Below are 12,574 nucleotides of genomic sequence, written 5' to 3' on the forward strand. Positions count from 1 at the left end.
TGGCTCGTGAGAACAGAAACGAAGGAGGGAACCCAACGTGAGTTACCGTAAATTAGGACGCACATCAAGCCAACGTAAAGCTATGCTACGTGATATTACAACTGATTTAATCATCAACGAACGCATCGTAACTACTGAAGCTCGTGCGAAAGAAGTACGTTCAACTGTAGAAAAAATGATTACTTTAGGTAAACGTGGAGATCTTCATGCACGTCGTCAAGCAGCTACTTTCGTTCGTAATGAAGTTGCTAGTGTTCGTGAAGAAGATGAGTCTATCGTTGTTGAATCAGCTTTACAAAAGCTATTTAACGATTTAGGACCTCGTTTCGCGGAACGCCAAGGTGGTTACACTCGTATCTTGAAGACAGAACCAAGACGCGGCGATGCAGCACCAATGGTAGTTATCGAATTTGTTAAATAATTAATAAACCGATCACTTTATAGATGTTTCTTTTAGAGTGTTATGATGTTGGAGGCGACTCCGAGTCTAGCTCTGCTTTCCCTGCTAAAGATGGCTTTAGCAGGGGAGCACTCATCATATAAAGGTGATTTTTTTTTGCTTTGGGAAAACGCTGTTTTCTCAAAGCTTTTTTGTTTCTTAAAAGCATTGCAGAAGCTTTTCCGGTTTGTTATACTGGTTATTAATTGGAATTTTCAGATAATTAAACATCTGAGTTAGTAGAAGGGGGAATTATATGTCGCAAATGTTTGCTTTTTCGTTGCTGATGGTTATTTTATACATTGGTGATGTAGTTTCTATCAAAACAAAAGCTTGGATTCCATCTGTTTTTGTTTGTGGTGTTTTATTTATTCTTGGTTATTGGACTATTTTTCCACAAAATATTGTGGAAGTGGCAGGGATTCCTACAGTGGTTGCCACTTTATTAATGTATCTGTTGATTACTAATATGGGCACTCTGCTCTCTGTTAAAGAATTGGTTAATCAATGGAAAACGATTGTGATTGCTTTGTCAGGTATTCTGGGCATTATTGCCTTGTTGTTAGCTGTGGGGACTTTTGTTTTTGACTTAAAAACAGTTTTAGTTGCAATCCCGCCGTTAGTAGGAGGTTTAGTTTCTTCATTAGTAATGTCAGAAGCGGCTCAATCAGCTGGTTTAGCCTCACTTTCAGTTTTGGCAATTTTAATTTATGTCATTCAAGGGTTTGCAGGTTATCCCTTAACTTCAATTGTTCTAAAAAAAGAAGGAAAGCGGAAGCTTCAAGAATATCGAGCAGGGACATGGCAGCCGGTTCATGAACAAGAGGGGCAAGAAACAGGAGCAGAACCAGATGTGCCTAAACTATTTGAAAAAGTACCCAAACGATATCATACAGATTATTCACGAATTTTACGTTTAGCCTTAGTTGCCACACTTGCTTATTATGTTTCTGTGTGGACGGCACCGTTTGTGACGATTAGTCCTTTTGTGCTGTGTTTATGTTTTGGCGTGATTGCAACGTCTTTAGGCTTTTTAGAAAAGCAACCATTGCAGAAAGCAAATAGCTTTGGTTTTGCGATTTTAGGGTTAATGCTTTTTGTCTTTGATGGCTTAAAACAAGCCACACCTGAAATGTTGATGGATTTATTTTTACCAATGATTGGGATTATTGTGATTGGTGTTATCGGGATGTACATCTTTTCAGCAATTGTTGGTCGTGTATTAGGTGTGAGTAAAGAGATGGCATTCGCTGTTTCGTTGACAGCTTTATATGGCTTTCCAGCCGATTATATTATTACTAATGAAGTGATTCAATCATTGACAGAAGATGAACAAGAACAGGCGGCTTTAACGAGCCATTTAATGCCACCGATGTTAGTGGCAGGTTTCGTAACAGTCACCATTGTTTCGGTTATTTTAGCGGGTATTTTTTCAAGTATTTTATTAAGTTTGTAGAAACGGGGCGTAAGTATGAAAAAAATCAAAGCACTAGTCAAGCAGCATGCACAAGAAATGATTGCTTTTCGACGGGATTTACACCAACATCCAGAATTACAATTTGAAGAATTTCGAACGACAGAAAAAGTCGCGGCAGTTCTTGATCAATTAGGAATTACTTATCGCAAAACAGAACCGACGGGTTTAATTGCTGAAATTGTGGGCGGCAAACCAGGCCGAGTGGTTGCGCTGCGGGCTGATATGGATGCCTTACCTGTACAGGAATTAAATGAAGATTTAGCTTATAAATCTTTAGAAGCTGGCAAGATGCATGCATGTGGGCATGATTCCCATACCGCGATGTTAGTAACAGCGGCTAAAGTATTAAAAGAAATCCAGGAAGAACTTCAGGGAACAGTAAGGTTAATTTTTCAACCATCTGAAGAAAATGCGCAAGGTGCTAAAGCAATGGTTGCGCAAGGTGCAATGACCGGTGTTGATGATGTATTTGGCTTACATATCTGGTCACAAATGCCTGTAGGAACCGCTTCGTGTCGAGTGGGCTCAAGTTTCGCATCCGCAGATATTTTTTCTGTTGATTTTAAAGGCCGTGGTGGCCATGGTGCCATGCCAAACGCTTGTATTGATGCGGCAGTCATAGCTTCTTCTTTTGTGATGAATCTGCAAACGATTGTTTCTCGGGAGACAGATCCTTTAGATCCAGTAGTTGTCACGATTGGACGGATGGATGTGGGGACCCGTTTTAATGTGATTGCTGAGAATGCACGTTTAGAAGGAACGGTTCGTTGCTTTAGTGTAGCAACGCGTAATCGAGTAGAACAGGCGCTACAACGCTATGCGGAACAAACAGCCGCTATTTACGGTGGGACGGCTTCGTTAGATTATCAATATGGGACGTTGCCAGTGATTAATGATGAGCAGGATGCCTTGTTTGCCCAAACACTAATTAAGGAAAATTTTGGTGAAGCGGCCTTAAGACAAGAAGAGCCGACAACCGGTGGTGAAGACTTCAGTTATTATACTGAACATGCTTCTGGTTGTTTTGCCTTAGTGGGAAGTGGTAATCCGGAGAAAGATACGGAATGGGCACATCACCATGGTCGTTTTAATATTGATGAAGATGCGATGGCAATGGGTGCTGAGTTATATGCCCAATATGCGTTTGAATATTTGAAGACGCATTTCTAAAAGAAAATCAGTAACTTCTTGTTTTATGAGAACAAGAAGTTATTTTTATGAAAAATAGACCTGTCAAGACAGATAAGAGCTCCCATAATGACCGTTCTTTTGGTATAATAAAAAATAGTGTGAAGAATCAGAACAGATGATTGAAAAAACGCTACTTTTTTGGTAGTGTTAGAAAGAATAAATAGATTGAGGGAGTACGCGATGCAACCAATCATTGAACTAAATAATATCCAATTTAATTATCAACCAGAAGATGCTTCTCCCGCTTTAAAAGATGTGTCTTTTTCCATTCAACAAGGCGAATGGGTCGCTATTATTGGCCATAATGGTTCTGGTAAATCAACGTTAGCCAAAACGATCAATGGGCTGTTACTGCCAGCTGCTGGGACTATCAAAGTTGGCGGCAAAGAATTAAATGAAGCAAATGTCTGGGATATCCGGCGTATGGTAGGAATGGTCTTTCAGAATCCAGATAACCAATTTGTCGGTTCAACAGTCGAAGACGATGTGGCTTTTGGTTTAGAAAATCAAGGTATTCCGCGTGATGAAATGGTCGAACGTGTTCACGATGCATTAGAACGGGTTCGTATGTTAGATTTTGCCAAGCGAGAACCTGCTCGGCTATCTGGCGGCCAAAAACAACGAGTAGCTATCGCTGGTGTGGTTGCTTTGCGACCAGATATTATTATTTTAGACGAAGCGACAAGTATGTTAGATCCAGAAGGTCGTGCAGAAGTAATTGCTACCATTCAAAAGATTAAAGAAGAAAGCAATTTAACAGTTATTTCTATTACCCACGATATTGATGAAGCGGCTAATGCGAATCGTATTTTAGTGATGCGCCAAGGACAATTGACAAACGAAGGAACACCAGAAAAGATTTTTTCTGCAGGAGAAGCGCTTGTTGAAATGGGCTTGGATTTACCGTTTCCTGAAAAATTAAAAGTAGCTTTGAAAGAGCGTGGCGTTGTTGTGCCAACGAATTATTTAACAGAAGAAGGGATGGTGGATTGGTTATGGACATCCGTTTTAAACAAGTAGATTTTACTTACCAACCCAATACTCCTTTTGAGCAACGGGCATTATTCGATATTAATTTAACGATTCAAGACGGCTCTTATACAGCGATTGTCGGTCATACTGGCAGTGGCAAATCAACGTTGTTGCAACATTTAAATGCTTTGGTGAAACCAACTAAAGGCCAAGTGACAATTGGAGAGCGTGTAATTACGCCAGAAACTGATAATAAGAATTTAAAACCAATTCGTAAAAAAGTTGGGATCGTTTTTCAATTTCCAGAAGCACAATTGTTTGAAGAAACAGTGGAGCGAGACATCGCTTTCGGACCGAAAAACTTTGGTGTTTCAGACGAAGAAGCGAAAAAATTAGCTAAGAAAATGCTTGATTTAGTCGGCTTAGATGAAAAATACTTACAACATTCTCCGTTTGAGTTATCAGGTGGTCAAATGCGCCGTGTCGCAATTGCTGGTGTGCTAGCGATGGAACCAGAAGTTTTAGTATTAGACGAACCGACGGCTGGTTTGGATCCTAAGGGTCGTAAAGAAATGATGGAGATGTTTAGTCGTCTGCATAAGGAACATAATATGACCATAGTTTTAGTGACACATTTGATGGATGATGTGGCTAATTACGCAGATCATGTGATTGTTTTAGAAAAAGGACAAATCGTCCGAGCGGGAGCACCACAAGAAGTGTTTCAAGAGACACAATGGCTGAAAGAAAAACAATTAGGCGTGCCAACTGCAGCCGAATTTGCTGAAAAATTAGTGGCAAAAGGCTTTTCTTTTGAGCAATTACCATTAACGGCCGATCAATTAGCCGATCAGCTTCTGAAAAAAATGCAGGAAGCAGGTGAGGCAAAATGATGAATAAATTGATTTTTGGGCGCTATATTCCAGGTGATTCTTTTATCCATCGTTTAGATCCGCGCGCAAAATTATTAGCTAGTTTTTATTTTATTGGGATTATCTTTTTAGCAAATAATTGGCAGAGTTATGTTTTAATAGCAGCCTTTACTGCTTTTGCTATTTCATTATCAAAAATCAGCGCCCGCTTCTTTATCCGCGGTGTTCGGCCATTATTATGGCTAATTCTGTTTACTGTGGCTCTTCAAACCTTGTTTACACAAGGGGGCGAAGTGTACTTTCAGTGGGGAATTATTTCCATTACCCAGTTTGGTGTGACGAATGGGCTGTTTATTTTCTGTCGTTTTGTTTTAATTATTTTCATGTCAACGTTATTAACTTTAACGACGGCACCATTAGAGTTATCAGATGCGATTGAATATTTGCTACGTCCACTTCGTGTGGTGAAATTTCCAGTTCATGAAGTTTCATTGATGTTATCAATTGCCTTACGTTTTGTCCCAACATTAATGGATGAAACGGAAAAGATTATGAATGCCCAACGTGCCCGTGGTGTTGATTTTGGCGAAGGAAACTTACTTCAAAAAATGAAAGCTATTGTTCCACTTTTGATTCCGCTTTTCGTAAGTAGTTTTAATCGTGCGGAAGACTTAGCGACTGCCATGGAAGCAAGAGGTTATCAAGGTGGCGAAGGACGGACAAAATACCGCATTCTTCATTGGCACCTACGAGATACAATAGTAATGTTTGGCTTTGTCTTGTTAACCATTGGCTTATTTGTATTAAGAACTTAGAAAAGGTGAATAAAAATTATGCCCCGCTATAAAGCAATCATTGCCTATGATGGCACTCATTTTCATGGCTTTCAAAAGCAGCCTAATGAGCGTACCGTTCAAGAAGAAATAGAAAAAACGTTAGCACGCATGAATAACGGACACTCCGTGACGGTTTTTGGTTCAGGACGAACAGATGCAGGGGTTCATGCAATGGGCCAAGTGATTCACTTTGATTATCCGCAGGAACGTCCGTTGGAAAAAATGCGCTTTGCGTTAGATACACAAACACCCGAAGACATTGCTGTGCGCAGCGTGGAACGTGTTTCAGAAGACTTTCATGCACGTTATCATGTGATCGAAAAAACCTATCAATTTAAAGTGGATATTGGCAAACCGCGAAGTCCATTTCGACGTTTTTATGCTAGTTATTTTCCGTATCCCATTGATCTCGAAAAAATCCAACAAGCTTTGCCTGATTTATTAGGCACCCATGATTTTACCTCTTTCTGTGCCTCAGGAAGTTCGGTAGAAGATAAAGTCCGAACCATTCATGAAGCCAGCGTTCATGTCAATGAAACGGGGGATGAATTAACATTCACTTTTCGGGGCGATGGTTTCTTGTACAAAATGATTCGGATTTTAGTTGGTACGCTATTGAAAATCGGCAATGGGCGGCTGGAACCAACCGCGATTCCAGCAATTATCGCAGCCAAAGATCGAAATTTAGCAGGTCCGACTGCTCATCCAGAAGGATTGTATTTAGCAGAAGTGAAATATGAAAACTAAAAAGACGCAGACCTTACAAGAAAAGGTCTGCGTCTTTTTAGTTGCAAAATTCAGATGTATTTAACAGCTGTTCCGTAAGCCACGACAGATTGCATGTCTGTGCCAATTGTGCCAGAATCAAAACGCATCATCACAACGGCATCTGCACCTAATTTAGAGGCTTCTGCTTTTAAACGTTCGATTGCTTGGTCGCGTGCTTCTCGTTGCATATCAGTGTAACCTTTGATTTCACCGCCAACTACGCTTTTTAGTCCAGCACCTAAATCTTTAAACATATTTTTAGAACGTGTGGTTAACCCGAAAACTTCTCCAATAATTTCATATTCTTGACCGCTAATTCTCTCGGTTGTTGTAACTAACATGGGCAATTTCCTCCAGTACTTGTTGGTAACTTCAATTTACCATAGTCAAGAGTTTGGTACAACGAATATACATAAAAACGACACTAGAAAAGATGCGCTTCCGCATTTTTTCTAGTGTCGTTTTGGTAAGAATTAATCAAGAATAGGATCTTTTTTAGAAATCATGACCCAAACCCAACTAATTAGAAAAGCAACCGTTGCTGGAACGACCCAGCCCATGCCAATAGTGAACAATGGTAAGTATTGGCCGGCTTTTTCTAAAAGCGTTGTTACAAACGCCGTATCTTTGATAAAGGCAGGCGCGCTATTTAATGCATCTAAAACAGCAGCAATCAATGTGATATAGGTCGTTGCTTGATAGACTTCCCGTCGATGTTTGAAAATAGGACTGATGATTACCAAAAGCATTAAAGTAATCGCTAATGGATAAAGGAACATCAAGACTGGAACGGCAAATTGAATGATGTTGGTTAAGCCGACATTTGCAAAAATAGCTGGTAAAATAACAACAATTGCCAAGAATTTTTGATAGGAAACTTTCGGAAACATTTCTTCAAAAGTCTCAGAAAAGGCTGTGCTTAAGCCGATACCGGTTTTTAAACAAGCAAGAACTACGATAAAAGCCAGTAAAATACTCCCTGGTAGGCCTAAATAGTAATTGGCAATTTGGGCTAAGGCAATCCCGCCGTTTTCACTGATTGGAAAAGCCCCGATACTCATTGTTCCCATATAAGCAAGTAAGGTATAGATAATCCCCATCAATACAACACTGAAAGCACCTGATTTAATCATTCCTTTAGCGATATCTCCTGGTTTTTCGACGCCCATATTTCGTAAAGTGGAAACGACAACAATCCCAAAAGCTAATGAAGCTAAAGCATCCAGCGTATTATAACCTTCTGTAAATCCTTTAAAGAAAGGACTTGAAATATAATTTTCACCAACAGCGGCACTGGCCACATGACCTAATGGTTTTACAAAGGCTAAAACAATCAAAATTCCTAGCAATGCTAAAAATAACGGATTTAAAAACTTACCCACATAATCTAAGATTTTACTTGGCTTTCTAGAGAAGAGCCAAACGGCTAAGAAAAATAATGCGGAAAAGCCAGCAAGAACCAGCCATTGCAAGTCTTTCGGAACAAATGGTGCAAGACCAATCTCAAAAGAAGTAGTTGCTAACCTTGGTAAAGCAAAGAAAGGACCAATCGTTAAATATAATAGTAAGGTAAAAATAAGAGCATAACGACGATTAATCCGAGAAGCTAAGTCAAAAACACCTGAACTTTTAGAAACACCCATAGCAATGACACCAAGAAAAGGTAAGCCAATTCCAGTGGCTAAGAAGCCCAAGTTTGCTAAAAAGACGGAAGCCCCCGCTTCTTGTCCCATATGTACAGGGAAAATTAAATTTCCAGCACCGAAAAACAAACCGAATAACATTGAACCAACGTATAGATAATCACGCCAAACTAACTTTTTTTGCATAGATTCACACTCCTTAATATTGTCTTATTATTTAAAATAACAGAAGAAGAAACAGAGAGCAACCAGTTTTTATAGAAAACATTGGTTTTCTTATTTTTCTATGAAATAAGCATACTGATAATCATCACAATAGTGTCCATTTATATAAAATTCTTCTTTAAAATGTGCTTCCTGCACAAAACCATGTTTTTCATAGAATCGAATGGCTTCTTGATTGGTAGCCATTACTCGCAAACTCAGCTTATGAATCCCGCTTATCTCAGCCATATCTTTGATATACGACAACAAAGAACCACCAATCCCTTGACCTTGGAAATCTGGCGAAACGCCAATACTTAGTAGCCATTGCTTTTGATGAGCTGCTAACGAAGTGGGCGGATGGACTTCAATAAATCCAGCAAGTTGTTGTCCGCTGATGGCAACGAAAATCGTTTCATCCTTCATTTTTTCCTGATATGCCGCAAGCGAGAGTGGTTGTATCTCGGCAGGGGTATTCTTTTTTGTCCAAATGATTTGGTCCAAGGTATGTAATGCGGGCCAATCTGCTTCGGCAACTAAGCGAATAGTGAGTGAGGTAGACAAGATAATAGGGCTCCTTTTTCTGAAATTTTAAAATATAAAAAGACTATAGCATTTATTGTCTGAAAATTCAAATACTTTTAAAACGAAAAGAAAAATGGCTGCACCTTTTCGATAAAATCAAAATATGCTACCATAGCTACCAGAGGATAGATGGTAAAAAAGAATCTATCTAAATGGAGGGTATGTTTGTGAAAAAAATGGCAGTATATTGTGGCGCCAGTCTGGGGAATGAGCCAATCTATCAGCAAGCTGCAGTAGCGTTAGCCGCTTGGATGAAAGAAAATCACTATGATCTAGTTTATGGCGGTGGCAATGTTGGTCTAATGGGTACAGTGGCTGATACGCTTTTGGCAGAAGGTAGAGAGGTAATTGGTGTCATGCCCACTTTTTTAATGGAACGAGAGATTGCACATAATGGCATTACAAAGATGCATACAGTCAGTGATATGCATGCGCGTAAGAAAAAGATGATTGAATTGGCAGATGTGTATTTAGCTTTACCCGGTGGTCCCGGCACGCTAGAAGAAATTAGCGAGGTGATCTCTTGGGGCCGAGTCGGTGAACATATGAATCCTTGTATTTTATACAACGTGAATGGTTACTATGATTTATTAGCTGCTTTTTTTGATAAAATGGTAGAAACTAGTTTCTTAACAGAAGCGGATCGAGCTAAAATTTTCATTTCAGATTCCTTAGAAGAAATTGGTGCATTTATTGATTCCTATGAACCGCCAATGATTCGTCAATACAAAAACTAGTAAAAAAGAGGCAGTCACTCTAACCAGAATGACTGCCTCTTTTTTACTAGTTTTTCGTTAAAATCCGATGTAAGAACTCTTTTGTCCGAGCTTCTTTTGGATGGACAAAGATATCTTCAGCGGTCCCTTCTTCGGCAATGACACCTTTATCCATGAAAATAACACGATCGGATACGTCCCGCGCAAATTCCATTTCATGTGTTACAATCACCATTGTTAGCCCTGTATGGGCAAGATTTTTCATTGTTTTTAGCACTTCGCCAACCATTTCAGGATCCAATGCAGAAGTTGGTTCATCGAAAAGTAAAACATCTGGATCCATTGATAATGCTCGAGCAATGGCTACCCGTTGCTTTTGTCCACCAGACAATTGAGCAGGTTTGGCATCAATAAAACGAGCCATGCCAACTTTTTCTAAATTTTCTAAGGCAATTTTTTTGGCTTCTTCTTTGTTTCTTTTTAGGACAGTCATCTGACCAGAAGTACAGTTTTCTAAGACATTCATGTTATTAAATAAATTGAATGATTGGAAAACCATGCCTAAATGGGTCCGATATTTGGGCAAACTATAACCACGTTCTAAAACATTTTTACCATTATAGATGATTTTGCCATCTGTTGGTTTTTCTAACAAATTAATACAACGTAGTAACGTTGATTTACCAGAACCAGAAGAACCGATAATGGTGACAACTTCTCCTTTATTGACGTTCATATTGATATCTTTTAATACTTCGTTTTCGCCAAAGCTTTTTCGTAAATGTTCAATTTCAATAATTGCACTCATCTGTTTGCCTCCTAGCTTTCTTTTCCTTCTTCAGTTAATTCTTCTACTTTAACGTAAGCAGAAGGGCCATCCATTTTACGTTCCACAACACGTAAGATTCGTGTAATCACAAAAGTCATTACCAAGTACATGATGCCGACAATTGTAAAGGTTTGGAAGAACTGGAAGTTTGCGCCAGAAGCAGCATTCCCTTGGAAGAATAAATCTGCGACACCGATAACACTTAACACGGCTGTATCTTTGATATTAATGACAAATTCATTCCCTGTTGCAGGTAAAATATTACGTAATACTTGGGGAATAACGACTTTACGCATTGTTTGTCCATGGGTCATCCCAATCGCTTGTGCTGCCTCGAATTGTCCTTTATCTACTGCGAAAATACCTCCGCGAACAATTTCAGACATATAGGCACCAGTATTCACAGAAACGATAAATAGTGCGGCCACTGTTCGGTCTAAAGAGATGCCAAAAGCTAGAGCTAAACCATAGAAAATAACCATTGCTTGAACCATCATTGGTGTACCACGGAAAACTTCAATATAAATAGAAAGAATTAAATTTCCTAATTTTTGGAAGAAACGAGCGACTGGGTTTTCAGAATCTGGAATTGTACGGAAGACACCAATTAGTAAACCAAGGGTTGTTCCGACGACCGTCCCAATTAACGCGATAAATAGCGTTAAACCAGCACCACGTAAAAACATGTCGCCATATTGATTCCAAATATTTTTGAAATCGTTAATAAGTCCTGTTTTTTGTTCATCACTATCTGTTGCTGCAGGTTGATCCTTGATTGCTTGGTCCATAATTTTTGTCCGTTCATCTTGAGAAATACCTGCTAAAATTTTGTTTACTTTTTCAATGTCTGGATCGCCTTTACGCATGCCGACTGCTACTTGTGAGTCTTCAGCGCTAGCATCAAAGCCATTTTCTTTTGGAAATTCTAACATTTTTAATTCTTTATTGACACTAGTTGCTGTTATGCCTTCGGGGCGTTCACTAACATACCCATCAATCATGCCAGAAGCAAGTGCTGTTCGCATAGCTGAAAAGTTATCCATTGCTTGCTGTTTATTGACATTTGGAATTTGATCAATTAATCCGTAGTGGAATGTATTTAGTTGAGCTGTAATTTTAGCATCAGCTAAATCTTTCAAGTTTTTTGCATTAGCGTATTTGCCATCTTTTTTTACAATTACGACAAATTGTGATTCATAATAAGGGTTTGTAAAAGCAATTTCTTTTTTTCGTTCAGCGGTTGGGCTCATTCCGGCGATAATGGCATCAATTTTTCCAGATTGTAAGGCGGGCGCCAAGCCATCCCATTTGGTTTGGACGATTACTAATTTACGACCTAAACCATCGGCAATTTTTTTAGAAATTTGAACATCATAGCCGCCTGCATAAGAGTTGCCTTGAATAGGCACTGCGCCATGTGCATCATTTTTCTGTGACCAGTTAAAAGGGGCGTAGCCAGCTTCCATGCCGACACGAAATTCACCATTTTCCTCCGCCGAAGCGTTGGTTGTCATGCCAAGTAACGAAAATAGCGTGACAAGTAGTAGACTGAATGAAAAAACTTTTTTGTTCATCTTTTTCTCTCCTTTAAATTTCTTGTCTGATTGATCGTTTTGTCTTTTTTCAATCAACAAGCTTTGATAATCAGCTGAGCAAAAGCGATTCTGTCTTTTTAAAGGAGAATACTTCTGTCACAACCTATTTTTGAATACAAAAAAACAACCAAACAGATGTAAGGTTGCTAGGTAATGTCGAAAAAAATTCCTCAACGAAACATAGCACAACTTAGCATCACTACTAAGACAGTCCGCAAGCTCTTAACTTACGTCCCAACACACAACAGAAGAGGCTCCGTTATGCATTTCGGCGATTGATCCTAAACTTGCTTCCCAGTGTCCTCTCACTCCACAAGCGTAATAAAAACCGCGACCTCTACCTCTTTTTTGAGGCACTATTCAGTTATTAAATTCAGTTATTAATTTTAGGATAAATCCAGAAGAAAGTCAATATGTTCCAGCAAAGGAATTTATCAAGAGGACACA

At 39.2% G+C, this 12,574-nt stretch carries 14 protein-coding genes and 1 riboswitch; of the genes, 9 read left to right on the forward strand and 5 right to left on the reverse strand.

The window, feature by feature from the left end; genetic code table 11:
* Window positions 1-37 precede the first annotated feature (37 nt).
* The 8 genes from rplQ (at window position 38) to truA (ending at window position 6,534) form a co-directional block, all read left to right on the forward strand.
* Complete coding sequence (gene rplQ, locus IGL37_RS00845) at window positions 38-421, forward strand: 50S ribosomal protein L17 (RefSeq protein WP_002356228.1); 384 nt, start codon at window positions 38-40, stop codon at window positions 419-421.
* Between the two features lie 45 nt (window positions 422-466).
* Window positions 467-679 (forward strand): hypothetical protein, encoded by a 213-nt coding sequence (locus IGL37_RS00850; RefSeq protein WP_002411018.1) that lies wholly within the window; start codon window positions 467-469, stop codon window positions 677-679.
* 16 nt (window positions 680-695) lie between these two features.
* Entirely contained in the window at window positions 696-1,895 is a 1,200-nt protein-coding gene (locus IGL37_RS00855) for a DUF819 family protein (RefSeq protein ID WP_002356229.1), read from the forward strand.
* A gap of 15 nt (window positions 1,896-1,910) precedes the next feature.
* Window positions 1,911-3,086 (forward strand): M20 family metallopeptidase, encoded by a 1,176-nt coding sequence (locus tag IGL37_RS00860; RefSeq protein ID WP_002359353.1) that lies wholly within the window; start codon window positions 1,911-1,913, stop codon window positions 3,084-3,086.
* Window positions 3,087-3,287: 201 nt separating this feature from the next.
* Window positions 3,288-4,127 carry an energy-coupling factor ABC transporter ATP-binding protein gene (locus tag IGL37_RS00865; protein ID WP_002359354.1) on the forward strand — a complete coding sequence of 280 codons (840 nt, stop codon included), beginning with the start codon at window positions 3,288-3,290 and terminating at the stop codon, window positions 4,125-4,127.
* On the forward strand, window positions 4,103-4,972 hold the full coding sequence (locus IGL37_RS00870) for an energy-coupling factor ABC transporter ATP-binding protein (protein ID WP_002381364.1): 870 nt from the start codon (window positions 4,103-4,105) through the stop codon (window positions 4,970-4,972). Before IGL37_RS00865 ends, IGL37_RS00870 begins: the two co-directional genes overlap by 25 nt.
* Complete coding sequence (locus IGL37_RS00875) at window positions 4,969-5,766, forward strand: energy-coupling factor transporter transmembrane component T family protein (protein WP_002373841.1); 798 nt, start codon at window positions 4,969-4,971, stop codon at window positions 5,764-5,766. The genes IGL37_RS00870 and IGL37_RS00875 overlap by 4 nt, the downstream gene beginning before the upstream one ends.
* 18 nt (window positions 5,767-5,784) lie before the next feature.
* The gene (gene truA, locus IGL37_RS00880) at window positions 5,785-6,534 is read left to right on the forward strand and encodes a tRNA pseudouridine(38-40) synthase TruA (RefSeq protein ID WP_002356237.1); all 750 of its coding nucleotides are present in this window, start codon (window positions 5,785-5,787) and stop codon (window positions 6,532-6,534) included.
* Between the two features lie 50 nt (window positions 6,535-6,584).
* Here the strand turns inward: truA and IGL37_RS00885 are convergent, their stop codons facing one another.
* From IGL37_RS00885 to IGL37_RS00895, 3 genes are all read right to left on the reverse strand, one after another.
* The gene (locus IGL37_RS00885; RefSeq protein ID WP_002381365.1) at window positions 6,585-6,896 is read right to left on the reverse strand and encodes a heavy metal-binding domain-containing protein; all 312 of its coding nucleotides are present in this window, start codon (window positions 6,894-6,896) and stop codon (window positions 6,585-6,587) included.
* A gap of 132 nt (window positions 6,897-7,028) precedes the next feature.
* Window positions 7,029-8,384: a branched-chain amino acid transport system II carrier protein gene (gene brnQ, locus IGL37_RS00890; RefSeq protein ID WP_002361550.1), complete on the reverse strand. Its 1,356-nt coding sequence runs from the start codon at window positions 8,382-8,384 to the stop codon at window positions 7,029-7,031.
* A 90-nt stretch (window positions 8,385-8,474) separates the two neighbouring features.
* Entirely contained in the window at window positions 8,475-8,966 is a 492-nt protein-coding gene (locus IGL37_RS00895; RefSeq protein WP_010711908.1) for a GNAT family N-acetyltransferase, read from the reverse strand.
* Between the two features lie 173 nt (window positions 8,967-9,139).
* Between IGL37_RS00895 and IGL37_RS00900 the strand changes: the two genes are divergently transcribed.
* Entirely contained in the window at window positions 9,140-9,724 is a 585-nt protein-coding gene (locus IGL37_RS00900) for a TIGR00730 family Rossman fold protein (RefSeq protein WP_033918135.1), read from the forward strand.
* Window positions 9,725-9,770: 46 nt separating this feature from the next.
* Here IGL37_RS00900 and IGL37_RS00905 read toward each other — a convergent pair whose 3' ends face one another.
* On the reverse strand, window positions 9,771-10,511 hold the full coding sequence (locus tag IGL37_RS00905; protein ID WP_002356242.1) for an amino acid ABC transporter ATP-binding protein: 741 nt from the start codon (window positions 10,509-10,511) through the stop codon (window positions 9,771-9,773).
* Window positions 10,512-10,522: 11 nt separating this feature from the next.
* Window positions 10,523-12,106 carry an ABC transporter permease subunit gene (locus IGL37_RS00910; protein WP_002388748.1) on the reverse strand — a complete coding sequence of 528 codons (1,584 nt, stop codon included), beginning with the start codon at window positions 12,104-12,106 and terminating at the stop codon, window positions 10,523-10,525.
* Window positions 12,107-12,300: 194 nt separating this feature from the next.
* Window positions 12,301-12,475, reverse strand: a riboswitch (Lysine riboswitch).
* Window positions 12,476-12,574 lie beyond the last annotated feature (99 nt).

This window comes from Enterococcus sp. AZ119 (genome assembly GCF_050546175.1).
Taxonomy (GTDB): Bacteria; Bacillota; Bacilli; order Lactobacillales; family Enterococcaceae; genus Enterococcus; species Enterococcus faecalis.

Excerpts from the sequence above, each read along its gene's own strand:
- IGL37_RS00850 (WP_002411018.1), top strand. The coding sequence starts at position 467 with ATGTTGGAGGCGACTCCGAGTCTAGCTCTGCTTTCCCTGCTAAAGATG.
- IGL37_RS00855 (WP_002356229.1), top strand. The coding sequence starts at position 696 with ATGTCGCAAATGTTTGCTTTTTCGTTGCTGATGGTTATTTTATACATT.
- IGL37_RS00860 (WP_002359353.1), top strand. The coding sequence starts at position 1,911 with ATGAAAAAAATCAAAGCACTAGTCAAGCAGCATGCACAAGAAATGATT.
- IGL37_RS00865 (WP_002359354.1), top strand. The coding sequence starts at position 3,288 with ATGCAACCAATCATTGAACTAAATAATATCCAATTTAATTATCAACCA.
- IGL37_RS00870 (WP_002381364.1), top strand. The coding sequence starts at position 4,103 with ATGGACATCCGTTTTAAACAAGTAGATTTTACTTACCAACCCAATACT.
- IGL37_RS00875 (WP_002373841.1), top strand. The coding sequence starts at position 4,969 with ATGATGAATAAATTGATTTTTGGGCGCTATATTCCAGGTGATTCTTTT.
- truA (WP_002356237.1), top strand. The coding sequence starts at position 5,785 with ATGCCCCGCTATAAAGCAATCATTGCCTATGATGGCACTCATTTTCAT.
- IGL37_RS00885 (WP_002381365.1), bottom strand. The coding sequence starts at position 6,896 with ATGTTAGTTACAACAACCGAGAGAATTAGCGGTCAAGAATATGAAATT.
- brnQ (WP_002361550.1), bottom strand. The coding sequence starts at position 8,384 with ATGCAAAAAAAGTTAGTTTGGCGTGATTATCTATACGTTGGTTCAATG.
- IGL37_RS00900 (WP_033918135.1), top strand. The coding sequence starts at position 9,140 with ATGGAGGGTATGTTTGTGAAAAAAATGGCAGTATATTGTGGCGCCAGT.
- IGL37_RS00905 (WP_002356242.1), bottom strand. The coding sequence starts at position 10,511 with ATGAGTGCAATTATTGAAATTGAACATTTACGAAAAAGCTTTGGCGAA.
- IGL37_RS00910 (WP_002388748.1), bottom strand. The coding sequence starts at position 12,106 with ATGAACAAAAAAGTTTTTTCATTCAGTCTACTACTTGTCACGCTATTT.